Here is a 24,919-nt window from a genome sequence, read left to right as displayed (position 1 = left end):
CGGTGCCGGCACCGAGCTCACGCGTCTTTGTCGGCTAGTCGTTGGCAATTTCTTCAAAGCGATTTTCGGCGACATTTTTAACGCAGCGGGCCGGGTCGAACACCCGGCCATTCATGGCTATGTAGACACCCTCGGGCAATGTCTGCGCCGCCATTACGGCCGCACCCAAATTAAACACCGCGTCTGAATCGCGAAACTCGGCCGGATACATCGCACCCATCAGCACGATGGTCTTGCCCTTGATGCCTTTGAGCGCCATGCCGGTTTGAGTGAGGGTGTCGGTGCCGTGGGTGATAACAATATTGTGGCCAGCTTGTTCCTCGGCCGTTTTGCGCACCAACGCGCGATCTGAGTCGGTAATGTCCAGGCTGTCTTTGCGAAACAGCGGAATGATGGGAGTATCCAAAGTCACGCCAGCGCGCTCCAATATTTTGGGTGCCTGGGGTTGGCCTATGTGGTAGTCATTCTTGGCGTCGTAATAAATTTTGTCGATGGTGCCGCCGGTGGTGATGATAGTTACGCTCATATTTACCTCTTGCGCTGTGCCCAACGAACACGCGGTCAATTGGGTTAGAATGTGGGTTTTGCCCGTGTGACGAGTGTAATGCCGCAAACCCTACTGATAATTGGCTATGTCTGGCCCGAACCCACCTCCTCCGCGGCCGGAAGCCGTATCCTGCAACTCATCCAGTGGGCACAGGCGGCCGATTACCAGGTGGTATTTGGCTGTGCGGCCGAGCGTGGCCCCAGTTCGGCAAATCTGGCCGAATTAGGTGTGCAGACGCAGGCACTGGCCTTGAACTCTAGCAGTTTCGACACCTGGGTGGGCGACTTGCAGCCGGCCATTGCGATCTTTGACCGTTTTGTCACTGAAGAGCAATTTGGCTGGCGATTGGCGCAGGCTTGTCCGCAAACGCTGCGGCTTCTGGACTCCGAGGACTTGCACTGCTTGCGCTACGGGCGCGAGCAGGCACTGAAAGCGGGGCGGCCGGTACTGGCGCTGGAGGATCGGGATTTGTTTACCCCGCTGGCGCGCCGCGAGCTGGCAAGCATTTACCGCTGCGACTTGAGCCTTATGATCTCGAATGTAGAAATAGACCTGTTGCACCAAAGGATGGGGGTCCCGCTGGCCTTGCTCCTGCACTGCCCGTTTATGGAAACGCCTCTAGCGGAGCAAAGCACGCCGCCCTTTGAGGCGCGCCGCCACCTGGTGTTCATAGGCAACTACCGCCATGCACCCAATTGGGATGCGGTGCGCTATCTGCGCGAGCTGTGGCCGGCGCTGCGAGCGCGATTACCGGAGGTGGAAATGCATCTTTACGGTGCTTACCAGCCCAAAAAGGCGCAGCAGTTACACAGTGATAAATTGGGGTTTCGGGTCCAGGGCTGGGCGCGCGACGCCCGCACCACACTGGCTCAGTACCGCCTGTGTGTGGCGCCACTGCGCTTTGGGGCGGGGATTAAGGGCAAATTGGCCGATGCCTGGGCTGCCGGCACACCGTCGGTGACCAGCCCCATCGGGGCCGAGGGCATGGGCGCGGGCGCTTGGCCGGGCGCCGTGGTCGACACGCCCGAGGCCTTTATCGAGGCCGTGGTGCATTTCTATCACGACAGCGGTGCCTGGCAAGCAGCACAACAGGCCGGGTTTGAACGCTTTAATACGTTGCTGCACGCCGGGCGCGTTGGGCAGGCACTGAGTCAGCGCCTACAGGTACTGACCCGGGATCTGGATGGCCATCGGGCGCGCAACATTGTGGGTGCAATATTGCACGAGCAAAAGCACCGGGCCACCGAATTCATGTCCCGCTGGATTGAGGCCAAATCACGCTGAGTTCAGCGGTGATTCCCTGGGGCATCTACGGTACAAATGTATTGCGCCGTGATTAGACCCCAACACAACAACCACAGGTCACCACCTTATTTCTACCCAATTGTTTAGCTTGGTATAGCGCTGTATCAGCGGCGCTGACCATGGCTGCAATATGTCTGAAGTGCGAACGCTTATGGCTCGCAAGGCCCTGGCTGACCGTAACTTGCGTTCCTGGGGGCAAGCCCTGATCGCCAAATTGTATGTTTTTGACCGCCATTTGAATGGCATGTGCCGCCGAGTGTGCTGCCCTGGCGCTACATCCCGGCAAAATGACCGCAAATTCCTCGCCTCCGTAACGTGCGGCTAGGCAGCGGTGCGAAGGGAGGGCGGACTCGATTGCCTCGCCAATTTTGGTCAGGCAGTAGTCGCCCTGAACATGACCAAACTGGTCGTTGAAGCGCTTAAAGTGGTCGACATCCAGCAAAATGACGGAAAGAGGCATATTGGCGCTGTTGCAATCTCGCCAGTGACGCAAGAGTGCCTCATCAAATGCCCGACGATTTGCAAGGCCGGTTAGTGCATCGGTGCGTGCAAGGCGGCGTAGCTCCTGATATTCAGCTTTGTGGCTGGTTAGGTCATGCAGCACTGCAATGAGTTTGGGCTGCTCGCCAGGAATGCCAGATAAAGACAGGTCTACTTCTAAAAAGCTGCCGTCTTCTCGCTCAATGAGGGCTTCCTGTGGGCCGTGGTGTGGGATGGCCGTGTGATCAGCTAGCCAGTCATTAAATATCGCTTGGTAAGCATGGCGATAAGCGCGACTCAAGTATCCCCACCAGGGGCGACCAATGAGGCCATTCGCGCTTGCGCCCAGAAGGTGGGCCGCCGCAGGGTTAGCCAGTTCTATATGGCCCTCCATGTCGATCAACATGATTGCTTCCGAAACATGGTTAAGGACTGCACTCAAGGTGTTAATGCTTTCACCGGTAAGTTCAATCTTAGGCGTGCATTCGGTGGGCTCGGTGTCGGTACTTGGTACCTTACTGAGCTTGTTAATCGTGGCGGTTCTAGCCTGTGTGATGCGATTCATGGTTATCCTTCACCCTCAGTTGAGATGTGCGTCTATATCGACTGAGGGCTACTTTAGGCGGATGAGTTGCAAATAACCTTCTGATAACCTTCTGATTTTAAGTGATTGATTTATAAAGAAATTGTTGGGTTGTAATCGAGTCGGCGGGCTGTTGCCGGGCACAGCTTTGGGGTGGAAACATATGGCATTTCGGTAGATTCAATGCGTATTTTAAAGCGGATGATAGGTGGGGGGGGCAACAGGGGGCGGCACTGCCCGCTGATAGCCGCCTGCGGTGCCGGTTGAGCAGAATAGGGCAGACCACGCAAAGAGTCTGCCTGAGAGCTATTGAGGAATATTACGGTATTGTGGATCTGGGCTGTAAACCGTTGCTCCACCATCGGGGTTAATCACTGCCAACTTAATACATATAGTTTCCGTATCCTGGTCAGAATCGCTAATGGTGAGTGTTCTTCCATTACCCGAGACGACGGCCGAAATATTGTTGTGTGGATCTTGGCTGACTGAAGGTTGCGTAAAAATGACACCGGGAGAGTCGGTTAACTCATAGACGACTGTTTCAGCGCAGGTTACGGTAATGTCACCGGTGACCACCCTGCCGTTTTGGTAGATGGTAAAATCCCCTGTTGTTGGTGTGGGGAAAGTAACTGAAACAGTAAAGTTGATAGTATTAGTTGGCACTGTATCTTCCTCTGTTGAACGTTAGGAGGTGGTTAAAAAATAATCAAAAGGTGTTGAGTACAGGACGCGTTTACAAGCTGATGGCTTGTAGTGATTGTTCGTTGCGTGTGATCAATATTCCAATGTGATTAGGCTTCAGCCGATACTAAGCTAATAGGTCAGCTTCGTCACCCATTAAAGTACACATGCATGACTTTACAATTTCACTTCTTTAATTCCGAGCTTTGCCAAGCGTTGATCCAAATTATTGACAGTTAACGGTTGATTCAGACAGTGAAGGGATTTTGCATAAGGGATGAGATACTTGGGGTCTGAAGATACTTGGGTTAGTGGCTCAATGATTTGCTTTGCTTGATTGCAGTACTCTAGGTATCGGTTTTGAAATCCGCTTATTTTTTCCAAATTTGCGTTCAATAACAAATACAAAGCATGGGCTAATTTTAGGCCGTTGTCATTTTTGCTATCGTTGGACTCTAGTAGATAACTAATTTCTGTCTGCCACCTTTTGCTTTTCGACCAGTTTTCAAGGTTTTGATGAACTTGACTTATTTCTAGCATGAGGTTGATCATTTGCCCTACATTATCAAATGCGGTATTAACTAATAGCTCTTCGATGCGAGTGTCAAGTGATTGTAGGGATTTTGGTGTTGTTTCAGGATTTTCTAGCGACAATAAATTTATATGTAATGTATCAACTCTTAGGCGGGTGATGGCCCATTGCAAATTGCTCGGATCAGAGTTGTTCAGGCTTAGTAAGATATTTGCGCTTTTTTGAATTTTCTGAATGGATTCAAGTAATTCATTTTGGTCTTTAAGTAGTAGTGCTTCTCGGTAATAAGATAATGCTTGCTCAAAATCTGTTTGCGAATTGTTGTGAGAGCTTTCCCTTAATTGAATTAGCAATGCCTGCTCTTGATTTAGGTAGTGCATTGCTTGTTGAGCATCGCCTGAGCTTAAAGCGGAGCTTGAAAGCCAGGAGTATGTGCTTGCGAGGTCGGTAGTTAATAGAGTGTCTTCTGGGGATAGTTTTAGCGCCTTTAGCTTCAGGTCAAGCGATTTCATAAAATAGTTTTTTGCTTCTAAAAACTTATTCTTTCTGAAGGCCAGTGTGCCTAGTGTATTGTTGGCGTATGAAAATTCTTGAATGGCTTCGAGGCTATTCTTATCTATTTTGTACATCTCACTGCTGTATGTTAAGTACTCTCTTACATACTTTTCGGCAGTATCATAATCCGACTGGTTGTAAGGGATGGTGCTCAGCCAGAAAGCATTGGCGCCGAGTTGGCGGAGTATGTCGAAATCATTCGGATTTTCGTGTAGAAGGTTTTGAAAGAGTGATCGCGCAGTTAATAGTGCTTGGTGGGCTTCATCTGTTTTCCCTCTGGATAGGGCAACTTCACCAATGGATTCAATGGTTTGTGCATATTGAGTGCGTGTCTTCGCAGTTAGGTTGTTGTTATTGTCAGAGCTGTTAGTGAAGTATTCAAGTGCTCTGTTGCTTATCCCGTCTAATAGATCCATTCGGCCAAGTGTGCGGAGTTTTTCTGAAAACTCTCCCACCATGAAACCCACTAGGCTTTCTGCTTCCAGGCGTTTTTCTTGCGCAAACTCTTGTGCCTTTTTACTTTCATGGGCCATGTATAGCGAAGTTGCGCTAAGGCTGCATAGTGCTATACCTATAGCGGTTTTGTATACTTTCAGCAGGTTAGATTTTTTTTCTGACTTGATGATTAGAAGTTTTTCTATTTCGCTTAGTTGAAATAGTGCGTTGTCACGGATAGAAATGGCTTCTTGTAGAGGTTTTCCTTGGCTCAGTAGGTAGGAGGCGTTTTTATTTTCATTGTTCCAACGATGAGCTGATTGCACAAGCCTTGCTTTTGCTTTTAGACTTTCTTTATGTTCTTCCAGCCATTGGGTTGCTCGATTCCAGTGGCGAATTATGGATTCGTGTGCAACGCCAAAGCATGGTTCATCAATCATGAGGAATGAAACAAACAATCTTTCGTCGACAAGGGCTTGCACTAATGATCTTTCATTGTTGTTTTCGAGTTTAGACCAGCGAACCGCGCGACAGCTAATTGTGCTTTCATCCGACGCCATATTTATCAAAAGTGATAAAACTCTGGGAAGTGCTTCTCTTTCAGAGGCTGTTAGGTTTTCGACAGTTGTTTCGGCTTTTTTACTAAGTGCACCTTCCATCCCGCCAAGGGTCTTGTATGCCTCAGTAGTGAGTTTGTTGCCGTCACGCATGATATACAGTTCTTGTAATGTATATTGCAGCAAGGGAAGTGCATCCTCGCTAGTGCTCGCTTGCGTGCAAATTATTTCGTCAAGGCTGCTGCCGCTAACTGAGTCTGTTTCCCATGTGAGGCCGGCTGCTTGCGCAGGTTTTCGAATGATCTCCATAAGCTCGGCACGACCAGGAACTTCCAGGTCAAAGTGAGCGCCGTTAGCTTTTCCTGCCATAAGGCTGGCATGCTGAGCCAGTTGTGGGTAGTAATCATTTCGGCATGCGCTAAGGATTAAAATATTGCCACACTCACTGAATTTATCGATTAGTGTAATAACCTTGTTCCGATCGTCTTTGGAGATTCTTCCGTCAACCAATACGGCTTCAAGTTTGTCGATAAATAGCGCTAGTATAGGTAATCTATTTTTTGTTGAATGTCTCTGAAGTTGCTGATCACAGTGATCAATGACTTTCTGAATGCCTTCGCTGCTCTGCAGTAGTGTGGCTAGCTGCGCGGCGCTCCATTGGTCAAAAATTGAGTTGCTATCCAGTTCCCAATCCAACAGCGAGCTAGCAAAATCCAACCAAAAGTGATCGGGTGCAACATCTCCCAAATCGATACAGCTGGCTGATTCAACTTTAATGTGCTTGTAGCCTTGCGGCGCCGATAGAATTGGTAGGATACCTGCTTGAATGAGCGACGATTTTCCGCAACCACTTCGACCTAGTACAAGGCAAAAAGCACGACCAAAATCTATTTGCGTAACGATTCGATCTAGCAGTGTTTTTATTTGATGGCTTCTGCCACAAAACACCTGAGAGTGCTCGGCATTGAATGCAGATAGCCCTGGGTAGGGTGAGCCTTTAACCCAGGTGCCTTGTTTTGTTGTCTCGTCGAGAGGGCGTTTTACCGGGGCTAGAGTTTTATAGCCCCGTTTGCGAATTGTTTCAATATAAGTTGGTTTGCTCGCGCTATCGCCTAGCGCGCGGCGTAACTGGTTAATCGCTTTATGTACGGGGTTGTCACCCATTGGAGCGCTGCCCCAACATCGGCTTAATAACGCATCTGCGCTTTGTACCGTGCCTGGGTTGCTACAAAGCTCGACTAGCACATCCATGGCTTTGGGTTCAATCGTTTTGATGCCCGAATCACTGGAAATCGTGTTATCGTTGGGCAGTACCTGCCATTTACCAAAGTAAAATAAATCAGAGCTCATTTTCAGCGTGCCGTTGCTTTTGCCGTTATTTTATAGGAAGCATGCACCTACCCACAGCTTGCATCGCGACATCATTCCTGAATCTGTTCCTGCTGGCAACAGGTCAATAACGAGCCCAGTTCACGCGCTACGCACTTTTTCGGATGTTGTCGTCGTATTTCTTGCTGAGTACGTCGTAAAATTGCTCGCGTAATTTGTAGATGTCCTGCTTGAGATCGGCAATCTCTTGGTTGCTGATATCGCGGCGCCCCACGTATACCTGCTTGCGGAACAAGGCTATCTGCGCGCCGTACAGACGCAGGTTTTTTTCCAGGCCCTTTTCGCCAATTAGCAGCAGGTTGGCCTCGGCGTCGGCCATGCGGCGAAACTCCTGTACTAATTCGTTGTTAATGCTGTCCAGCTCTGTGCGGCGTGCCTGGGGCCAGCGGGCGCCAAAGCGCACAGATTCAATCACCAGCGCCGAATATTTGGCAAAGATGTGGCTGACATTGCCCATTTGCCGCGATACCTCCTCGTACACTTTCAGCTTGCGCTGGGCGGCGATAGCGTCCGGCGAGGTGGGCTGGCCAGGCTTGCGGAAGTGCGCAAACCACAGGCCCAGGCCGAGTAGCAGCGCACCCATGCCTATTTTTGCCAAGGTGTCTAGCAGTGACCAAATTGTGGCTTGATCCATGATGAATACCCTCAGATAACCTATGCGTTCGCCAAAAATTTGACGGTTTTGTGCGTGTTAATGGTGATGAGAGGGGTAGAGCAAAAGCTGGGCCAGCCTCGACTAGGCGTGCGGATTAAAATGGGCGGGCCGATTGCGCAGGGGTTCGAGCAGCGGTTCCAGGCCGTTGACCTTGATTTCGTGCACCAGTGCCAGTAACTCCCCTAGCTTTCCCTTGGGAAATCCCTGGCCGTGAAACCACACCAGGTAGGGCTCGGGGAGGTCGGCCAGTAATTGCCCCTGGTATTTGCCGAACGGCATGGGGGTAGTGACCAGCAGCTTGAGGTATTCAGGTGGGAAGGGGGCGTCGATCACTGTCAGCCGCCCGCCAGTTTGACGGTGTAGCCGCGTTTTTCCAGCTCGGCTTTGAGCTTGTCGCGCATGTCGCCTTGAATTTCGATGTCCCAGTCCTTGACTGCGCCGCCCACGCCGCACACCTGTTTTAGGGCCTTGGCCAGCGTTTTCAGCGCCTCTTTGTCTAGCCCTAAACCCGTAATCACGCTTACGGCCTTACCGCCGCGCCCTTTTGAGCTGCGTGCAATGCGCACTATGCCGTCGCCCGTTGGTGGCACCTCATTGCCCTTGGGTGCATCTATCCGACCTGTCTCTGTGCTGTAAACCAAGCGGCTGTTTTTACTCATTGCCGGATGCCTCCTCGGTGACTTTTTGGAGCTTTTGAAAATAAATGCCGGTTAAAACCAGGGCAACACCCAACGAAAATAGCAGCACGGGATTGATCGCCAGCCAATTAAAATAGGCGAATAGCGGCGCTAAAAATACGGCTACAAAGAGCCCGCTGCTGATCATGGTTTCTGCCTTCTCGGGCAATGCTATTCGGCCTTGGCAGTGCGGGCAGGCCACGGCTTCGCGCTTCAGGTAGGTTTGCAGCAGGCCATTGGCCTTCAATTGAGCCTTGGTAACCGGCGTTTGGCACCAAGGGCACTTGAGGCGAGACAGTATGACAGACATGGGCAAGGGCTCCGTGGCCGGGTTGAGGGCAGCCGGCATTGCAAAAAGGGCCGGCTATTGTAATCCTTGGCGGCCCACGTTAAAAGTTAAGGCCGGTTCCGCAATGAGCGAATCTCCCGAAAACACAGCGCCGAGTCTGCGCACCCGCATTTCCGACATTATCTTCGGCTACGACACACCGGCTGGCCGCACCTTTGATCTGGTGTTGATCGCGCTCATATTGCTGAGTGTCGCCGTGATGATGCTGGAAACCCTGCACGGCCTGTCCGGTCAGTGGAGTCTGGCGTTTGCGGTGGCCGAGTGGATGTTTACGTTGATTTTCACGCTTGAATACGGCGTGCGCATCTATGTGTCGACAAACCGTTGGGCTTATGTGAAAAGCTTCTACGGGCTGGTGGACTTGTTGTCTATTCTGCCCAGCTACCTGGGTTTGTTCTTTGGCGACCTTAACTACCTGTTGACCATCAGATTGCTGCGCGTGCTGCGCATCTTTCGCATTCTAAAGTTAGTGCGCTATTTGCAAGAAGCTAATATTTTGGTGCGCTCGATGTTGATGGCTCGGCGTAAAATTTTGGTGTTTTTTAGCTCTGTGCTGGTGCTAACGACGGTATTTGGTTCCTTGATGTATGTGGTAGAGGGGCCGGAAAACGGCTTTACCAGCATTCCAAAAAGTATTTACTGGGCCATTGTCAGTATTACCACCGTGGGGTATGGCGATATCACTCCGCATACGCCCATGGGCCAGTTTTTGGCGGCCCTGGTAATGTTAACGGGCTATTCGATTATTGCTATACCCACCGGTATTTTCACCGCCGAGTTGGTGCAGCAGGTCACCCAACACCGGGGCACTATCCGGTGCGGCAGTTGCGCGAAAGGTAATCATGAAATGGATGCGGATTATTGCCGATTTTGCGGTGGCAAATTAACGCAACTCGCCGAAACCGGTGGGCCAGCCGACGGCTAGCGGGGCCGCATCGGCCGCACCGCTTAACCCTGCAGCAAAATGCTGGCAGCCAACAGGGCAATAACGACGCCAAAAAGGCGGTTGATAATTTGCTGGTGTCGGCTCAGCCAGGCCAGTATCGACGGTGTGGCAAGGCCCCAGGCCACCAATAAATACCATAGAGTGTCGATGGTACCGGCGGTTAATGCCAAAATGATTTTCTCGCCAGTGCCGGCGTCGACGCCCACAAATTGGCTGAACAGCGCTAGAAAAAATACCGCCATTTTGGGATTTAACACGGCGATTAACAGCCCGCTGTAAAAACCCTTAGGCTGGCTTTCTGCGGGCGCAGCGGCGCCGCTTGCCGGCGCGGTAAAACTTTTGTAGGCCAAATAAAGTAAGAAGACGGCGCCGGCGTAGCGAATAACCGTGAATAGGGTGGGTGAGTTGGTAATGATCACGGCCAGCCCCAATGCCGTTGCCAGGGCGTAGCCTGTCACTCCCAGACCGTGACCAATTGCCGCCAACATACCGGCTCGGCGGCCGTAGTTGACGGTATTATTCATGACTACCGCCAGGCTCGGGCCGGGCGACATGGCGCCCAGTGTGCAAATGCCTGCCACTGCAAGCCAGCTACTGAATAACATCGATTCTCCTCGACCATTTTCGGGTGAGGGCAGTGTGCAGATTTCAGGGTACAATTGCCAGCTTTTAGCCAGAGCAGTTGTTATGGTCAATTTTTCTGTACGGGGGCAAGTGGCTGCCGGTTTGGAGTCGGTTTCTCGGGAATTTGAAGCGCTGTTAAATGCCCATCCGCAGGGCGCGGCGCTGGCGGTCTACCGAGGGGGGCAGCCGCTGCTCGATATTTGGGGCGGTGCTCGAGATAAGCAGGGCAGCCAACCCTGGCAGGCAGACACGCGCGCGAATATATTTTCGGCGGGCAAGCCAATGGCGGCAGTAGCCGTTTTGCAACTGGTGGCACAAGGCCGACTTTCGCTCGCACAGCCGGTGGCGGACATCTGGCCTGAGTTTGGTGCGAACGGCAAAGGTACGATTACCCTTGAGCAAATATTGTGTCACCGCTCGGGGGTAAATGCGTTTCACACCCGCGTGGCAGAAACAGATATCTTCGATGCCGATAAAGTGCGCAAGTTAATTGCCCAGGAAACACCTTGGTGGACACCGGGGAGTGCACAGGGCTACTCGCCCATACTTTACGGATGGATTTTGGCCGAGGTCGTGCGGCGGGTGACGGGCGCGCGCAGTTATGGCGAGGCCTTTGATAGCGCCATTGCCCGGCCCCTTGGCTTGACGGTGCGTTTTGGCGTGCCCGTCGACGAGCAACCCCTGCTGGCTGAGGTGGGCGCCATACGGGGCGCCAAGGCAGAGCAAGGCGTACTGCAGCTGGGCCGCGCCATGAAAGATGATCCCGCAGGAGTGGTTAACCAGGCCTTCACTAATCCCATGAGTTTAATGGTGGGCACCAATGGCGCAGCTTGGCGCAGCGCTGAAATTCCTGCGGCCAATGGTCACGCCTCGGCGCGCGACCTGGCTAAATTTTACGATGCGCTGATTGCGGGAACCGTCCTGCTGCCTGCAGGCAAAAACGCTTGGTGTTGGCAGGAGCGCAGCGCTGGCACTGACCGGGTGCTGCAAACGCCCATGCGCTTTTCACTGGGTTTCATGCTTACTCAAGCGGGCGGCGACCGCCGGCTGGGGCGTGGAGAGCGCGCCTTTGGTCACGCAGGAGCTGGGGGGTGTTTGGGTTTTGCCGACCCGGACTACGACATCAGTTTTGGATTTGTGTCTAATCAAATGGCGCAAAGCCTGCTGATTGACAGTCGCGCTGAGCGATTAATTAATGCGCTATATCAGGCGCTGTAACGGAGGTCGGAGATGTCGGACGAAAAAATTGGCGAGTGGGCAGCAAGAGTAGAAGAGCTTGAAATCCGGGTGGCGTTTCAAGAGGACATGCTCTCTGAGCTAAACAATATATTGTCGCGCCAGGATGCCGAGCTCATTCGTTTAAAGGCACAGCTCAAAACCTTGAGCGACAAACATCTGGATTTGCAGTACCGAGTCGATCAAGGTGGTGAGGCCAGCAGCGAGCGCCCGCCACATTACTAGCGCCGGCGGGCGCATGCCGCGCCCCGACGAGTTGCAGTGCGTTAGTCTCCTAGCGGCTACCCTCGGTGGGCCGCCAAGGGATTACGACGGCTCGTGTGGCGACAAGAGTTGCGCGTATTTGCTTGTTTTTTAGGGAAAGGTAGCAGATATCGCGAATTTTCCGGCACGGAGGTATTAGTCAGCTAGACTCTACTATGGAACTGGGCATGCACAGGGTGGCATACACACCATGACGGCAAGGGTAGCCAATTCACGGAACTCTCACCTTGACGTTGGACTGGATCAAAATGGCGTGGCGGGCCTGTGTTGGCAAGTCATGAACCAGACCGACGTCGCGCTCTGGCGCTGGGATATCCCCGCCGGCAAATTTCAGGTGTCGCCGCAACTGGCAGCGCTGGTCGACTCGCCAAAAGCGCTGCACATATCGCAGTTTGAAGACCTTTTAGGCGTTATTACCCCCGGTGATCAGACGCTGCTGCTGGGGCAGGTAGGGCGGCTCTTAAAGGGCAGGCAGCGCCAGCTGCGTTGTCAGCTACGTCTAAAACAGGGCGGTGCATTGGTGCTGCTGGGCAGCTTCGATATCGACAGACAATCGGCGGCAGGGTTTATCGCGCCGGCTGTCGCCGATCAAAGCGCAGACTTTAGTTATAACTATCAACAATTGTTTGAAAGCCTTTTCGAACTGAGCCATGTGCCTAAGGCGCTACTGGATCAGCAGGGCCGTATGGTGCGTTCGAATAAGGCTTGCGAGCGCTTGTTTCACCAGGAAACTGGGCAGTTTCTCAGTAATCACCCGCAATTTGAGTTGTTGTCTAGTCCGGGCAGTAGCGTGTCCGACACCGAGTATCAGGACATTATTCAAGCGCTATCTAGCGGGCGTTCGCAAACGGTAAATCTGGTATTTGATTTGTCGCACCTACTAAATATCCAGCCCGCCGAAGCTCCAAAATTGCATTTACGTGCAAATTTAGCACCACTCCTGGATCATCAAGGGCAGTTGCTCTTTGTCTTGGCAACCTATGAAAACCGGTCAGAGGAACTGCGCGCGCAGCAGGCCTTGGCGCGCAACACCCAACTTCTGACAGGCGTATTGGGGCAGCGCGGTGCACCGCCAGTTGCGGTAAAGGATTTAAGCGGCAATTACCTGTTTGCTAACAACCTGTACCTACAGCTTTTGTTTGACGGCCCGGCAAAGGTCCAGGGGCTGCGCGATGACCACCTCTTGGATGCGGCTACCTGCGATCTGATTCATCAGCGCGAGCAGCAAGTGATAGCGCAGCAATCGGCGATTACCGGCGAGCAGAGTTTGCCCCTGTCGGCCCAATTGCCGGCCCGCTATGTGTGGTCCAGCTTTCCCGTGCGCGATGAATCAGACGACATGTTTGCCGTGGGCCACCTGTTCACCGACATTACCCACCTGCACAAACAACAACAGGTGATTGCTACCCAGCAGCAGGAACTTCGACTTTTATTAGACAGCGTGCAGGATCTTATCTTATATCTTGATCGTTGGGGGCGCGTCAAACACAGCAACGAGGCCGCAGAGAGTTTCTTTCATGGTAAATGTCTGCAGGGCCAGACACTGGTGGAAGTTTTCTGCGATTGCCACCAGATTGCGCAGCTACAGCGAGAGGTGATGCAGGTAGCGCGCACCAATTTTGCCGAAGTGGGCGTGACAGAGTCTCTGCATTTTGGCGATCGACAATTTTGGTTTGATATCGACAAAATTCCCACCGCCGATAGCGAAGGTGTGGTCAATGGCGTATTGCTTGTACTACGCGACATCACCAAGGAAAAGCTGATTGAGCGAGAGCTGCAAGACAGCGAAAGCCGCTACCGCGCGTTTATTGCCAATAGCATGGACGGTATTTGGTGCTGTCGTATAGAGCCCCCCATCGACACGCGGTTACCGCTGGAAGAGCAAATAGACTTGCTGGGCCAACGCGCGCTGTTTTCCGAGTGCAACCAAGTGATGGCGGATTTTCGCGATTGCAGTAGCCCGGAAGTTTTATTGGGTGTCCCTATGTTTGATCGCGGTATTGAATCGCACCGATTGGGTATGCAGCATTTTATTGAGTCCAACTACCGGTTGCGGGATATCAATACCTTTCGCGAGCGCGCCGACGGCGAACGGTTGGAGTTAACCGTCAGTACCTTGGGTATAGTTGAGAATCACCAGCTAAAACATGTGTGGGGAATCACGCGCGATGTCACTGAAAAGCGGCGCTACTTGGCAAAGATGGAGTACCAGGCCCAGCACGATGCACTAACGGGTTTGCCAAATCGAAATTTCCTGTATAAAACCGTGCGTCAAAATTTTTCAGAAAAGCCAGAAAGCCAGCATATGGCGCTGCTGTTAATTGATCTGAATCGCTTTAAGGACCTGAATGACACGCTTGGACACCAAATTGGCGATAAGCTGCTAATGCAAATTGGCCCGCGTCTGCAGGATGAACTTAGTGACATGGATGCGCTGGTGGCCCGTTTAGGGGGGGATGAATTTGCGGTATTTTTACCTTTAATACGCAATAGTCAGCAGGCAGTGGTGGTGGCACACCGTTTGTTAGAGGCCATTCGCGAACCCTACCACCTGAGCGGATTTACCAGCGAAATTAGCGCGGCTATAGGAATTGCCCTTCGCCCGCAGCAGGCCAAAGATGTAAGCGCACTTATGCGTTTTGCCGATGTGGCCATGTATAACGCCAAGTCGCAATACTCGGGGATTGCCGTTTACAGCCCGGAAATAGACCCCCATTCGCCTAAACGTTTTGCGCTAATGAGCGATCTGCGCAGAGCCATCCGCGCCGATCAGTTGATGCTTCATTATCAGCCCAAGGTGGAGCTGACCACCGGCCGGTTACACGGCTTTGAAGCGTTATTGCGCTGGGATCACAGCGAACTGGGGTTTGTTCCGCCCGGTGATTTTATTCCCATGGCAGAGGCCACCGATATTATTCACCCGCTGACTGAGTGGGTGTTGGAGGCGAGTATTCGCCAGTGCCGATTGTGGCATAACCAGCGTTTTTATGTGTCGGTGGCCGTCAACCTTTCCACGCGTAATTTACTGGATGAGCGACTGCCAAAAAAACTGGCCAGTTTGTTGGAAAAAAATGAACTGCCGCCTTCGGCTTTGGAATTGGAAATTACCGAAAGCGCAATAATGGAAGATCCCAGTCGCGCACTGTTACTGTTGCAGCAAATCAGCGACCTGGGCATAAAATTATCCATCGATGACTTCGGTACCGGCTATTCTTCTTTGGCCTATCTCAAACGCCTGCCTGTGCAGGCATTGAAGATTGACTTTTCCTTTGTGCATCAAATGCTCGAAGATAAGCAAGACGAAGTGATTGTCCGGTCCACCGTGAATCTAGGCCACAACCTGGGGTTGCATGTGGTAGCGGAGGGCGTTGAAAATCAAGAAACGCTCGACTGCTTAATAGATATGGGATGCAACCAGGCCCAGGGGTATTTTCTGGGCCGTCCGATGCCGCCAGCGGCGGTACCTGAGTGGTATTTACAGGCACCCTGGGAGTCAGATCTGGAAGAGGGCGAAGCCTCTCCCGATTTTAGTTGACCCCAAAGATGCGACTTACATCTTATCGCTAACCTCGATGCCCAATAGTGCCAACCCCTGAGCCAGTGTGCGGGCAGTGGCGCGACTCAGCTGCAGGCGGCTGGCTTTAACGGGCGCGTCTATGCCATCTTTCAGCATGGGGCAGGCTTCGTAAAAACTCATGAACTGGCTGGCCAATTCGTATAAATAATTACACAGTACGTGGGGCAGCGCTTCGGCAGCAACTTGGTTCAGTGCCTCAGAAAATTGCAGTAATCGCAACGCCAGTGCTTTTTCCTGCTCGGCGACCAAAAGTAGCGGCGCATGGTCGGGTAGCTCGCCCGCTTTCCTGAAAATGCTTTGAATACGGGTGTAGGCGTACTGCAAGTAGGGTCCAGTGTTACCTTCGAAAGCCAACATGGCGTCCCAATTAAAAATGTAATCGTTGGTGCGGGTTTTGGACAGGTCCGAATACTTCACTGCACCTATTCCCACTTTGCGACCAATTTCCAGCGCTTCTTCTTCGGATAAGTCCGGATTTTTTTCGCTGACGACGTTGGTTGCGCGCTCAATGGCCTCTTCTAACAGTTCTGCCAGTTTAACGGTGCCGCCGGAGCGCGTTTTAAAGGGCTTGCCGTCGGTGCCCATCATGGTGCCAAACGCGTGGTGCTCTAAGCTGACTTCATTGCTAACGTAGCCTGCCTTGCGCGAGAGTGTGAACACCTGCTGCATGTGCAGCGATTGGCGGGCATCTATAAAGTACATGATGCGGTTGGCGCCGAGTTGATTGACGCGATAGCGCATGGCCGCCAAATCGGTGGTGGCGTACAAATAGCCTCCACCTTGTTTCTGGATGATTACCACCGAAGGATTGCCTTCTTTGTCCTTCATCTCCTCTAAAAAGGCAACAATAGCGCCCTGATCTTCGACGGCGATACCGCGCGCGAGAAGGTCTTGTACTAGCACCGGCAGGTCACTGTTGTAGGTGCTTTCGCCGCGGACATCGGCCCGGGTGAGGGTGACGTTTAAGGTCTTGTAGTTTTCTTCGCCGTGCTGGAGCGAGATGTCCTTAAATTTTTCCCACAAAGTCAGAATGTGCTGATCGCCACCCTGCAGTTTTACCACGTAATCGCGTGCTTTTTGAGCAAAGTTCGCATCGTCGTCGAAGTGCTTTTTTGCCTGCTGATAGAATTGCTCCAGATCTTTAAGCGCAAAGCCAGCACTGTCTTTGGTGGCGAGTTGCTCCTCCAGCTCGGCGATCAACATACCAAACTGGGTGCCCCAGTCGCCCACGTGGTTTTGGCGAATTACCTTGTGCCCTTGGAATTCCAGCAAGCGGGCCAGCGCATCCCCAATGATGGTGGACCGAATATGACCCACGTGCATTTCCTTTGCCAAATTTGGCGAAGAGTAGTCGATGACCACGGTGTCGGGCTGACTCACCTTGGCCAGGGCCAGTCTTGGGTCCGCCAACACCTGGCTTACCTGTTGTGCGAGCCATTCGGGCTTTAGGTGGATATTGATAAAGCCGGGGCCTGCCACTTCCAGTTTGGCGGCGATATCGGCCAAGTCCAGTGCATCCACTATGCGCTGGGCCAGCTCCCGAGGGTTAGTCTTCAGGTGTTTGGCCGCCGCCATGGCGCCGTTGATTTGGTAATCGCCAAAGCCGGCTTTCTTGGCCGGGGCCACGTTGGGGTTTACGTCCTCGGGCAAGCCGATGGCAACCATGGCGGAGTGGGCTTTTTGGGTAAGGAGCTCGCGGATATTCATAGGGTCCGATGCAGGCCTGTGCCCGCGCTGAGATGACTGAAAAAGGAGGGGAATTTTAACGGCCCCATGGCCATATGCAAGGCGCAATCGCACAGCTGCAATTGTGTAAAGCGCGGATCAGTTCGTTACACTGGCATATTCACCGGGTTTTCAGGAGTTAACCATGCCCCATAGCACACCTCAGGTTGCCGATATTCAACAACGCTTGGATGCCGTGCGCGCGCACATGGCCAATACCGGCGTTGATGCATACATTCAGCCCAGGGCCGATGAGTACCTAGGCGAGTACGTGCCCGAAAGCAACGAGCGGCTGCTGTGGCTGACCGGTTTCACGGGTTCGGCGGGCTTTGCTGTGGTGCTGGCAGAGGCCGCGGGTATTTTCGTGGACGGGCGCTACACTATTCAGGTTAAAAACCAGGCGCCGGCGGCCTGTTACAGCTACCACAGTATGACTGACGACGCCTTAGACGCCTGGCTGGCCGCGCGTCTGCCAAGCGGTGCCAAGGTGGGCTATGACCCACGTATGCACACGCTGACCTGGGCGCAGCAGACTGAGCGGGAGTTGGCCCGGCGTGGCTTGCAGCTGGTGGCACTGGCGGAGAACCCCGTCGATTGCAGCTGGCGCGACCGACCGGCACCGCCCAAGGCTAAAATCCGGTTGTTCAGCCACGCGGCGGCAGGCGCCACCAGTGATGCTAAGCGCGCGCGCGTGGGCCAGCTAATTGCCGAGGCCGGTGCCGACTGTGCGCTAATCAGTGCCTGCGATTCCATTGCCTGGCTGCTGAATATACGCGGCGACGACATTCCCTGCCTGCCAGTTGTACTGGGCACCGCGCTGCTGCACAGCGACGGCCAAATGCAGTTTTTTACCGATCTGGACAAGTGCATCGATGGCTTAGATGCGCACGTGGGGGCCGGGGTAGAATTTAAAGCGGAAACGCAACTGTCTCAGGCATTGTCAGCTCTTGCAGGTAAGCGATTACTAGCAGACCCCAGAGAGTCCAACGCCTGGTGCCAACAGCAAGCCGCGGCCGGCGGCGCTGTACTGGTGGCCGGTGCAGATCCAGCGGCCCTGCCCAAAGCCGCTAAAAATGACGCGGAACTAGAGGGAATGCGCAAGGCTCATCTGCGCGACGGCGCCGCCGTGTGCCGATTTCTGGCATGGCTGGATGCCGAAGTGGCCGGTGGTCGGTTTTACCATGAGGGCGAACTGGCAGATAAGCTGCTCAGCTTCCGCAAGGCGCTGCCCGAGTTTCAGGATCTGAGTTTTGATACCATCTCAGCGGCCGGGGGCAATGCCGCTATGTGTCACTACAATCACCAAAACGGCACGCCTGCCACGCTGCCCAATAACAGTATTTACTTGGTGGACTCTGGGGCCCAATACCCGGATGGCACCACGGATATCACCCGGACAGTGGCCATTGGCAATGTCACCGACGAGATGCGCCGCATGGTGACGCTGGTACTCAAAGGCCATATAGCATTGGACCAGGCGCGTTTTCCCAAGGGCACCAGCGGCCACCAGCTGGATGTTCTAGCGCGCCAATTTCTGTGGGCCGAGGGTTTTGACTACGATCATGGCACCGGCCATGGCGTCGGCCATTTTTTGGCAGTGCACGAGGGCCCGCAGCGCATTTCCAAAGCGCCCAATGCCGTCCCATTACTACCGGGTATGGTCTGCTCCAATGAGCCGGGCTATTACCGCGACCACGCCTTTGGCATTCGCCTGGAGAATTTAGTGGCTGTGGTTCGGTGCGACGAGCTAGTGGGCGCCGAGCGCGAAATCTATGCATTCGAAGCACTGACACTGGTACCGATGGATACGCGCCTATTTGATACCCGGCTAATGACCGATGCGGAAATCGACTGGTTGAATCGTTACCATCGTCGCGTATTCGACGCCATGGCGCCGCAACTGGAGGGCGACGACCTGCATTGGCTCACTCAGGCGACCCAGCCGCTCCACCGCTAATCCACTCGGGCGGCGCCGTGCGAGTTCCAGGGCCTGACCCTGGAACCCGCGCATTTCAAGCAAATCGAAAAACCTATGCCATACTGGTTAGTGTCTCTTAAACACTAGGAATTATGGCTAACGGTGCGCATTCTCATTTGTGATGATTCTGGCATGGCGCGTAAACAAGCTGCCAGGTCACTGCCTCCTGGCTTTGCCGAGGAAATCACTTTCGCTGAACATGGCGCAATGGCCATGGATATATTGAAGTCGCAAACCATCGATTTATTGCTACTGGATCTCACCATGCCAGTGATGGATGGTTTTGAAACCCTGGCGGCCATTCGCGAGCAACAAATTGAGTGCGGCGTTGTGGTCATCTCCGGAGATATTCAACCGCAGGCGCGCGACAAGGTTATGGCGCTTGGCGCACTGGATTTTATTCAGAAGCCCATCGATACGGAAAAGCTGCACAAAACACTGCGCGATTACGGTTTTATTGGCGATGCGCCAGAACCCGCCGCCGATGCCGCCCCGGTAGCGCCCACTCCGGCGCCGATGATCAATACGCCGGAAACTGAAACAAGTCCACTCGATAGCCTGCGCGAAGTTTCCAATATTGCCATGGGGGATGCCGCCTCAAAACTTGCGGTATTGCTCAAAACCTTTATTCAGCTGCCTATTCCCAATGTCGCCTGGCTGACACCGGCGGAGCTTGAGATGGCGCTCGGGGTATTTCAATTAGGGGGGCAGACAGTGGTGTCCCAAGGTTTTGTATCGCGCGGCTTGGCCGGCGAGGCTATTCTCTACGCGGATCGCGATGGCGTCACTGGCTTGCGCCGGCTAATGGCAGAGCTCAAAGCGATTCCCGAATCGAACAATGCACCGGTGCTGGATGCAGCCTCAGTGCTCATTGGCGCCTTTCTGTCGCGTTTTGGTCACGAGGTGGATTTAACATTTAGCAAGAGTCAGCCCATTTTACTTGCGCACAATATCATGGGTAGTGAATTCATCTACAACTCAGCAGTTGACGACGTACTGATGATAGAGATTCCCTACAATTTTTCTGAACGAGACTTTGGTTGTGACTTGATGATCCTTCTGCCCAAGACAAGTGGCGAGCGGATATTGGATCGAGTGGGTCTGCTGTTGGATGAGGGGCAAGCCTGATGGAAATGCGCGAAATGCATTGGCTGATGGATATGGTCACGCACATTGACCTTGGCTTGGTTGTATTTGATCGCCAGGGCAATATCGCGGTATGGAATCATTTTATGGAAAACCACTCGGGTTTCAGCTCCACCGAAATGCGCGAGCAATGTTTATTCGATGTGTACCCCGAGTTAAAAAATCCGTGGTTTCAGCGAGAGTTGGATACGGTCCTTCTGCTTGAAAATGAAGTGTTTATCACCTGGGAGCAAGTGCCGCATTTAATGGGGTTTTCGGCCTATCGGCCCATTACGGCAAAATCGCATTTTATGTATCAAAACGTCGTGCTTCGAGCGATTCGCAGTGCCAGTGGCGAGACAGATCTTGTGTCGATGACGCTCTACGACGTAACCGATATTGCCACCAATAAACTCGCGCTGGAAACGGCAAATAAAGAACTTGCTATCCTCAGTCGAACAGACCGCCTAACGGGCTTGTTTAATCGAGGCTACTGGCAGGAGCAGCTCGAGCACTCCTGGGCGTTGCATCAACGGTACAATCGGCAGTATAGCTTGGTGATATTTGATATTGATCACTTTAAAAAGGTCAATGATACCTACGGCCACCAGGCCGGCGACGAGGTGATTAAACTGGTGGCAGCGCTGGTTAAAGACTGTGCACGCGACAGCGATTGCGTTGGCCGCTATGGCGGCGAGGAGTTTACGGTTATCTTGCCGCACACGGACGCCGACGGCGCTAAAATATTTGCAGAGCGCCTGCGCAAGCTCATTGAACAGCAGGTGGTGACGCACGAAGAGCATACCATTCAATTTACCATTAGCCTTGGTGTTGCAGAAATTCACACCAATTACGGTTCGGAAACGGCCTGGCTAGAGGCTGCAGACCAGGCGCTGTACCAGTGTAAGCACGGCGGTCGCAATCAGGTTTCTGTTGCCCCCACGCCGGCAGCGAAAGCCCCTTAGCGCATAAACGAAAGCCCCTTAGCGTTTAAAGCTGAAGGGGTTTTGCCGTCACCACCCAGCGTTTATCTGGATCGCTGCGCACCGTGTCAAAGGGGTAGCAGGTAACCAAAGTCAATATATTTTCCTGCGTTGGCGCCAGCGCCAGCGCTTGTATATCGACGACTTCCACCGCACTTATGCGAAATGCGATATTGTCCCCCGCCAGGGTTTGTACCGCCAAAATTTGGCCCGCGCGGGCATTGGCCAGCGCCGCGAAGTGAGTGTCGCGATGGCCGCCGATAACCGCATAGCCGGCGCCCGGTGGTGCGCTACCTTCAACCAATCCGGGGCCAAAAGCCAAGCTGTTTCCCTGCGCACCCTGTAACACAATCAAACGCTCGCCGTTGGGTAGTGTTAGCCGGGCGACGGGTTGGGTGTCGGCCCACGACCAGGGTTTCACAGTGGTATCGGGGTCGGATAAACGCCGCTCCCACGCGCGTTCTATTAACCACTGGGCCAATTCCGCCTTTGCGTAAATCCAGCTGGCGGCCCAGGCGCTGTAAAGGCACAGAGCCACCAGCGCAGTATTCACACAGAAAACCAAGCCCGCTCGCGGCTTCCCACTAATCGCGCGCATACAACACCCGTCGGTTAAGCACTGCCAGTGCCATTAGCGCTGCGATGCAAAGGCTTAGCCAAAGTGGTGCGGCTGTGGCGGTGCGCGGATACATAAGCGCCGGGGCGGATTGACCCTTGGGCAGTAAGTTGGTAACCGGCTGACTGTTGAGTGCTTGATCGGCAGGGCGCCTGGGTGTTTCGTCGATGGCCAGCAGACTGGTGTAGGGCGATAAAAGTTCGTGGGCCAGGGCAATGTTCAACACGGCCTCGCGCACTTCTGATTCCTGTCTTCCTCGCACTTTGTCATCCAGCAATGCGTCTATTTTCGCTCTGGCCCAGACAGTTGCAATACCTTTGGGGGGTGCGGTTTGCGGTAATTGCGGGCTTGTTAAAGCCAGCGAGCGCTGCCAGGATTGGCCATTGCTATAACCAACTAGGTTCACGGTGTCGCCGGGTTGCCACGAGCCGGCAATTTTGGCAGCCAAAAGCAAAGGTTCGCCGGCATAGAGATCGGGTAGGCGCTCGGGCCAAACTTCCGCTTGGATGCCAGCGGGCCATTGTACGCTTAGCTGCGTGAGCACAGCACTTTCGAGCTTGATAAATAAAGCGCCCATTTTTTCTGCAACCTCGTCGGTTTTTCCTATGTGTGTAAAGGTGCCGCGCCCGAACTGCGCTGCTTTACGCATAAAAAAACTGTTGGGTGCGGAGCCAATGCCGACGGTAAATAGACGCGCATTTTTCAATTGATTGTGAATAATTCCAAATAGTTGCTGTTCATTCCCTACGCTGCCATCAGTAATAAACACCACCTGTTTAAGCCAGCCCTCAGCCGTTGGGCTGGTCAGCGCAGCCTCGAGTGCGGGCGCCATCTCAGTGCCACCGCTAGCGTGTAGGCGGTCAACAAAGTGTTTTGCGAGATTTAGATTTGCTCTGCTGGCCTGTCTGGGGGCTCTGAAGAGCTGACTAAAGGTCGAATTAAATTCGATAACGTTAAACATATCGGCGGGGTTAAGGCGGGTTAATGCCAGTTGTAAGCTGGCTTTTGCCTGTGCGATAGAGGGGCCGTCCATGGAGCCTGACGTATCCACTATAAACGTGATGTCGCGCGGTTGGTGCTGCGGTTGCAGGTGCAACTCGCTGGGCAAGAGCATCAATAGACCGTAGTGCTCGCCGTCAACTTGCTCGAAGAATGCTGCAGCTTCTGGTTGTTGTCCGGTCACGGGTTGCCAGGTAAGTTCGAAATCTCTGTCCATGGGGACTTGCTTGGTGCGTGTGGTAATACGATGCAAGGCTCCTTCCTTGTACAGGCTGATGTCGTGGTAGCTGGCGTCAATGCGCGCCAGTGGAAGCCCGGCATTTAGTGTAACTGTCAGGTGTATCGGGTTGAGTAGATTTTCCTCCGTCGTCGTGGCGGCGTTTTTTGGCGTGTAGAAAGGTGTAATACTGGCAGCATCGGGTACCAAAGTTGTGGCCATCGCCCAGCCAAAGCTGTTGGTGGTTAATTCGCGGAAGGCGTGGGTCACGTTTTCTTCTCGTGCGTGGGTATCCGCAGCCTCGGGGGTGCGGCGCAGCAGTTGCCCCGGGATGTAACGTGGCGTTAGCGTCATGGGCAGGCGCCAACTGAATCGACCATCCTGATAGTCGATGGGCTGAGTAATATGCAGTTCAATCGATACCGTCTCACCTGGCCCAATGTTGGCTAAGTTTTGAGTAAATAAGTTGGGCCGCTGTTGCTCCGTCAGCGCCGCACTTTTTCCGGCTGCGCGGGCTTCGCGATAAGCTTTTTTGGCCGCGGTCTTTTCGCGAATGCGGGCGACAACAGTGCGCTCGCCAATGCGCATGACCATTCGGTTCACCGCGGAGGCCTCTTGCAGGGGAAAGGTGTACACAGCCTCCTGCCATTGATCGGTGTTGTTTTTAAAATGTTGGGTTAAAACCAGCCGCGCGATCATGCCATTGATATCTACCCTTGCGGCACTTTCAAGGTGGGTGGCGGAGGCGTAGCCATCTGCCTGCTTGAAGGCCAGTGATCCAGCGTCGATTGTCTTGGGATTAAAGTCTGCGTCGCTTGCCTGTGCCATATCGGCCAGGGCCAGCGCCAGTAAGACAAAGGTGGCCGTGCCCACGAGTTTTACCCAGTGACGCTCGAGTAAACCAGGCTTGCGGGGCGTTTCGAGAATTAGGTGTTTTGGTATGCGGCGGGGTGAAAAACACATGGTGATCTCCAGAATTTGCGCGAAATTGTGAGGGGGTAGGTGTGCTATTTAGCGCCTTGAATTGGGCCTGGGAGTGCGGCCAGTGGGGTTTTTTGGTGATCAATTGTGGCGAAATGTGGCAGGTGCAACCGCCGGCGCCAGCCCGCCCAAGGTGCGGGGTGCCTAAATCCCAGCGGAGTGGTTACAATGCGGGCACAGTAGCAAGCAACCTATTGCGTGAGAGGAAAGAAGGTGCGCCATATAGCGGTAGTGGAAGACGAAGCAGATCTTGCGGAAAATTGCCGCGCAGCACTGGAACGCCAGGGCTTCAAAGTCAGTTTGTACGCCGACCGGCCCAGCGCGCTGGCAGCATTTCAATTGCGGCTGCCAGATCTCGCCATTATCGATGTGGGCTTGGGAGCCGAATACGAGGGTGGGTTTGATCTGTGCCGAGAGCTGCGGAGCTTATCGCCCTCGGTGCCGATTATATTTTTAACCGCACGCGACAGCGATTTTGATGTTGTTTCGGGTCTGCGTTTAGGTGCCGACGACTATCTGACGAAAGATATAAGCCAACCCCATATGCTAGCGCGAGTGAATGCGTTATTTCGACGTGTGGACGCACTGGCTCGCGTGGGGCAGCCACAGGGTGAGCAGTTCACCCGCGGTCCGTTGGTGCTAGACATGGACCGCATGAGTGTTCGGTGGCGCGATCAGCCGGTGGAGCTGACGGTGACAGAATTGTGGATACTACAGGCGCTTGCGCGTCATCCCGGTCACGTAAAAAGTCGACAGCAGTTGATGGATGCCGCTAATGTGGTGTTGGATGACAATACCATTACGTCGCATATCAAACGGTTGCGGAAAAAGTTTTTGCAGCTAGATCCGGAGTTTGATTGTATAAAAACAGCCTACGGTATGGGCTACCGCTGGGACGCTTAG

At 53.5% G+C, this 24,919-nt stretch carries 21 protein-coding genes; 9 read left to right on the top strand and 12 right to left on the bottom strand.

Annotation, left to right across the window (positions count from 1 at the left end):
• Positions 1–34 precede the first annotated feature (34 nt).
• Positions 35–526: an asparaginase domain-containing protein gene (locus tag ACW8F6_RS15310; protein ID WP_491576747.1), complete on the bottom strand. Its 492-nt coding sequence runs from the start codon at positions 524–526 to the stop codon at positions 35–37.
• Positions 527–604: 78 nt separating this feature from the next.
• Here ACW8F6_RS15310 and ACW8F6_RS15305 point away from each other — a divergent pair, with 78 nt between their 5' ends.
• Positions 605–1,831, top strand: a complete 1,227-nt coding sequence (locus ACW8F6_RS15305; protein ID WP_491576746.1) for a glycosyltransferase — start codon at positions 605–607, stop codon at positions 1,829–1,831.
• Positions 1,832–1,883: 52 nt separating this feature from the next.
• Here ACW8F6_RS15305 and ACW8F6_RS15300 read toward each other — a convergent pair whose 3' ends face one another.
• The 7 genes from ACW8F6_RS15300 to ACW8F6_RS15270 form a co-directional block, all read right to left on the bottom strand.
• Complete coding sequence (locus ACW8F6_RS15300; protein WP_491576745.1) at positions 1,884–2,897, bottom strand: GGDEF domain-containing protein; 1,014 nt, start codon at positions 2,895–2,897, stop codon at positions 1,884–1,886.
• Between the two features lie 324 nt (positions 2,898–3,221).
• A complete protein-coding gene (locus ACW8F6_RS15295) occupies positions 3,222–3,578 on the bottom strand; it encodes a DP-EP family protein (protein ID WP_491576744.1) in 357 nt (118 codons plus the stop codon).
• Positions 3,579–3,773: 195 nt separating this feature from the next.
• The gene (locus tag ACW8F6_RS15290; RefSeq protein WP_491576743.1) at positions 3,774–7,025 is read right to left on the bottom strand and encodes an nSTAND1 domain-containing NTPase; all 3,252 of its coding nucleotides are present in this window, start codon (positions 7,023–7,025) and stop codon (positions 3,774–3,776) included.
• 127 nt (positions 7,026–7,152) lie between these two features.
• Complete coding sequence (locus tag ACW8F6_RS15285) at positions 7,153–7,698, bottom strand: energy transducer TonB (RefSeq protein ID WP_491576742.1); 546 nt, start codon at positions 7,696–7,698, stop codon at positions 7,153–7,155.
• A 102-nt stretch (positions 7,699–7,800) separates the two neighbouring features.
• Positions 7,801–8,049, bottom strand: a complete 249-nt coding sequence (locus ACW8F6_RS15280; protein ID WP_491576748.1) for a DUF3820 family protein — start codon at positions 8,047–8,049, stop codon at positions 7,801–7,803.
• A 5-nt stretch (positions 8,050–8,054) separates the two neighbouring features.
• Entirely contained in the window at positions 8,055–8,378 is a 324-nt protein-coding gene (yciH, locus tag ACW8F6_RS15275; RefSeq protein WP_491576741.1) for a stress response translation initiation inhibitor YciH, read from the bottom strand.
• Positions 8,371–8,706 carry a hypothetical protein gene (locus ACW8F6_RS15270; RefSeq protein ID WP_491576740.1) on the bottom strand — a complete coding sequence of 112 codons (336 nt, stop codon included), beginning with the start codon at positions 8,704–8,706 and terminating at the stop codon, positions 8,371–8,373. Before ACW8F6_RS15270 ends, yciH begins: the two co-directional genes overlap by 8 nt.
• 103 nt (positions 8,707–8,809) lie before the next feature.
• Here ACW8F6_RS15270 and ACW8F6_RS15265 point away from each other — a divergent pair, with 103 nt between their 5' ends.
• On the top strand, positions 8,810–9,670 hold the full coding sequence (locus ACW8F6_RS15265; protein ID WP_491576739.1) for an ion transporter: 861 nt from the start codon (positions 8,810–8,812) through the stop codon (positions 9,668–9,670).
• Between the two features lie 23 nt (positions 9,671–9,693).
• On the opposite strand, the gene ACW8F6_RS15260 is transcribed toward ACW8F6_RS15265, so the two are convergent.
• Positions 9,694–10,296 carry a LysE family translocator gene (locus ACW8F6_RS15260; protein ID WP_491576738.1) on the bottom strand — a complete coding sequence of 201 codons (603 nt, stop codon included), beginning with the start codon at positions 10,294–10,296 and terminating at the stop codon, positions 9,694–9,696.
• An 82-nt stretch (positions 10,297–10,378) separates the two neighbouring features.
• Between ACW8F6_RS15260 and ACW8F6_RS15255 the strand changes: the two genes are divergently transcribed.
• The 3 genes from ACW8F6_RS15255 (at position 10,379) to ACW8F6_RS15245 (ending at position 15,350) form a co-directional block, all read left to right on the top strand.
• Positions 10,379–11,533 carry a serine hydrolase domain-containing protein gene (locus ACW8F6_RS15255; protein ID WP_491576737.1) on the top strand — a complete coding sequence of 385 codons (1,155 nt, stop codon included), beginning with the start codon at positions 10,379–10,381 and terminating at the stop codon, positions 11,531–11,533.
• A 12-nt stretch (positions 11,534–11,545) separates the two neighbouring features.
• Entirely contained in the window at positions 11,546–11,776 is a 231-nt protein-coding gene (locus tag ACW8F6_RS15250) for a SlyX family protein (RefSeq protein WP_491576736.1), read from the top strand.
• Positions 11,777–12,092: 316 nt separating this feature from the next.
• Positions 12,093–15,350, top strand: coding sequence for an EAL domain-containing protein (locus ACW8F6_RS15245; protein WP_491576735.1), 3,258 nt, complete (start codon positions 12,093–12,095; stop codon positions 15,348–15,350).
• A gap of 15 nt (positions 15,351–15,365) precedes the next feature.
• On the opposite strand, the gene argS is transcribed toward ACW8F6_RS15245, so the two are convergent.
• Positions 15,366–17,099, bottom strand: a complete 1,734-nt coding sequence (gene argS / locus ACW8F6_RS15240; RefSeq protein WP_491576734.1) for an arginine--tRNA ligase — start codon at positions 17,097–17,099, stop codon at positions 15,366–15,368.
• A gap of 163 nt (positions 17,100–17,262) precedes the next feature.
• Between argS and ACW8F6_RS15235 the strand changes: the two genes are divergently transcribed.
• The 3 genes from ACW8F6_RS15235 to ACW8F6_RS15225 all read left to right on the top strand — a co-directional run bounded on the left by ACW8F6_RS15235 (position 17,263) and on the right by ACW8F6_RS15225 (position 21,185).
• A complete protein-coding gene (locus ACW8F6_RS15235) occupies positions 17,263–19,074 on the top strand; it encodes an aminopeptidase P family protein (RefSeq protein WP_491576733.1) in 1,812 nt (603 codons plus the stop codon).
• 123 nt (positions 19,075–19,197) lie between these two features.
• The gene (locus ACW8F6_RS15230) at positions 19,198–20,223 is read left to right on the top strand and encodes a response regulator (RefSeq protein WP_491576732.1); all 1,026 of its coding nucleotides are present in this window, start codon (positions 19,198–19,200) and stop codon (positions 20,221–20,223) included.
• Complete coding sequence (locus ACW8F6_RS15225; RefSeq protein ID WP_491576731.1) at positions 20,223–21,185, top strand: GGDEF domain-containing protein; 963 nt, start codon at positions 20,223–20,225, stop codon at positions 21,183–21,185. Before ACW8F6_RS15230 ends, ACW8F6_RS15225 begins: the two co-directional genes overlap by 1 nt.
• A 25-nt stretch (positions 21,186–21,210) precedes the next feature.
• On the opposite strand, the gene ACW8F6_RS15220 is transcribed toward ACW8F6_RS15225, so the two are convergent.
• Positions 21,211–21,756 (bottom strand): class GN sortase, encoded by a 546-nt coding sequence (locus ACW8F6_RS15220; protein ID WP_491576730.1) that lies wholly within the window; start codon positions 21,754–21,756, stop codon positions 21,211–21,213.
• Positions 21,757–21,787: 31 nt separating this feature from the next.
• Positions 21,788–23,998: a marine proteobacterial sortase target protein gene (locus tag ACW8F6_RS15215; RefSeq protein ID WP_491576729.1), complete on the bottom strand. Its 2,211-nt coding sequence runs from the start codon at positions 23,996–23,998 to the stop codon at positions 21,788–21,790.
• 231 nt (positions 23,999–24,229) lie between these two features.
• Between ACW8F6_RS15215 and pdsR the strand changes: the two genes are divergently transcribed.
• On the top strand, positions 24,230–24,919 hold the full coding sequence (gene pdsR, locus ACW8F6_RS15210; RefSeq protein WP_491576728.1) for a proteobacterial dedicated sortase system response regulator: 690 nt from the start codon (positions 24,230–24,232) through the stop codon (positions 24,917–24,919).

This window comes from Simiduia sp. (assembly GCF_058345725.1).
The sequence above is the reverse complement of the archived record's forward strand: the minus strand, read 5'-3'. Positions and strand labels throughout refer to the sequence as shown.

Bases quoted from the DNA above. Each gene is read 5' to 3' on its own strand.
- ACW8F6_RS15310 (WP_491576747.1), bottom strand. From the start codon at position 526: ATGAGCGTAACTATCATCACCACCGGCGGCACCATCGACAAAATTTAT.
- ACW8F6_RS15290 (WP_491576743.1), bottom strand. From the start codon at position 7,025: ATGAGCTCTGATTTATTTTACTTTGGTAAATGGCAGGTACTGCCCAAC.
- ACW8F6_RS15215 (WP_491576729.1), bottom strand. From the start codon at position 23,998: ATGTGTTTTTCACCCCGCCGCATACCAAAACACCTAATTCTCGAAACG.
- ACW8F6_RS15225 (WP_491576731.1), top strand. From the start codon at position 20,223: ATGGAAATGCGCGAAATGCATTGGCTGATGGATATGGTCACGCACATT.
- argS (WP_491576734.1), bottom strand. From the start codon at position 17,099: ATGAATATCCGCGAGCTCCTTACCCAAAAAGCCCACTCCGCCATGGTT.
- ACW8F6_RS15250 (WP_491576736.1), top strand. From the start codon at position 11,546: ATGTCGGACGAAAAAATTGGCGAGTGGGCAGCAAGAGTAGAAGAGCTT.
- ACW8F6_RS15235 (WP_491576733.1), top strand. From the start codon at position 17,263: ATGCCCCATAGCACACCTCAGGTTGCCGATATTCAACAACGCTTGGAT.
- ACW8F6_RS15245 (WP_491576735.1), top strand. From the start codon at position 12,093: ATGAACCAGACCGACGTCGCGCTCTGGCGCTGGGATATCCCCGCCGGC.
- ACW8F6_RS15270 (WP_491576740.1), bottom strand. From the start codon at position 8,706: ATGTCTGTCATACTGTCTCGCCTCAAGTGCCCTTGGTGCCAAACGCCG.
- yciH (WP_491576741.1), bottom strand. From the start codon at position 8,378: ATGAGTAAAAACAGCCGCTTGGTTTACAGCACAGAGACAGGTCGGATA.
- ACW8F6_RS15255 (WP_491576737.1), top strand. From the start codon at position 10,379: ATGGTCAATTTTTCTGTACGGGGGCAAGTGGCTGCCGGTTTGGAGTCG.
- ACW8F6_RS15265 (WP_491576739.1), top strand. From the start codon at position 8,810: ATGAGCGAATCTCCCGAAAACACAGCGCCGAGTCTGCGCACCCGCATT.
- ACW8F6_RS15285 (WP_491576742.1), bottom strand. From the start codon at position 7,698: ATGGATCAAGCCACAATTTGGTCACTGCTAGACACCTTGGCAAAAATA.
- ACW8F6_RS15260 (WP_491576738.1), bottom strand. From the start codon at position 10,296: ATGTTATTCAGTAGCTGGCTTGCAGTGGCAGGCATTTGCACACTGGGC.
- ACW8F6_RS15300 (WP_491576745.1), bottom strand. From the start codon at position 2,897: ATGAATCGCATCACACAGGCTAGAACCGCCACGATTAACAAGCTCAGT.
- ACW8F6_RS15305 (WP_491576746.1), top strand. From the start codon at position 605: ATGCCGCAAACCCTACTGATAATTGGCTATGTCTGGCCCGAACCCACC.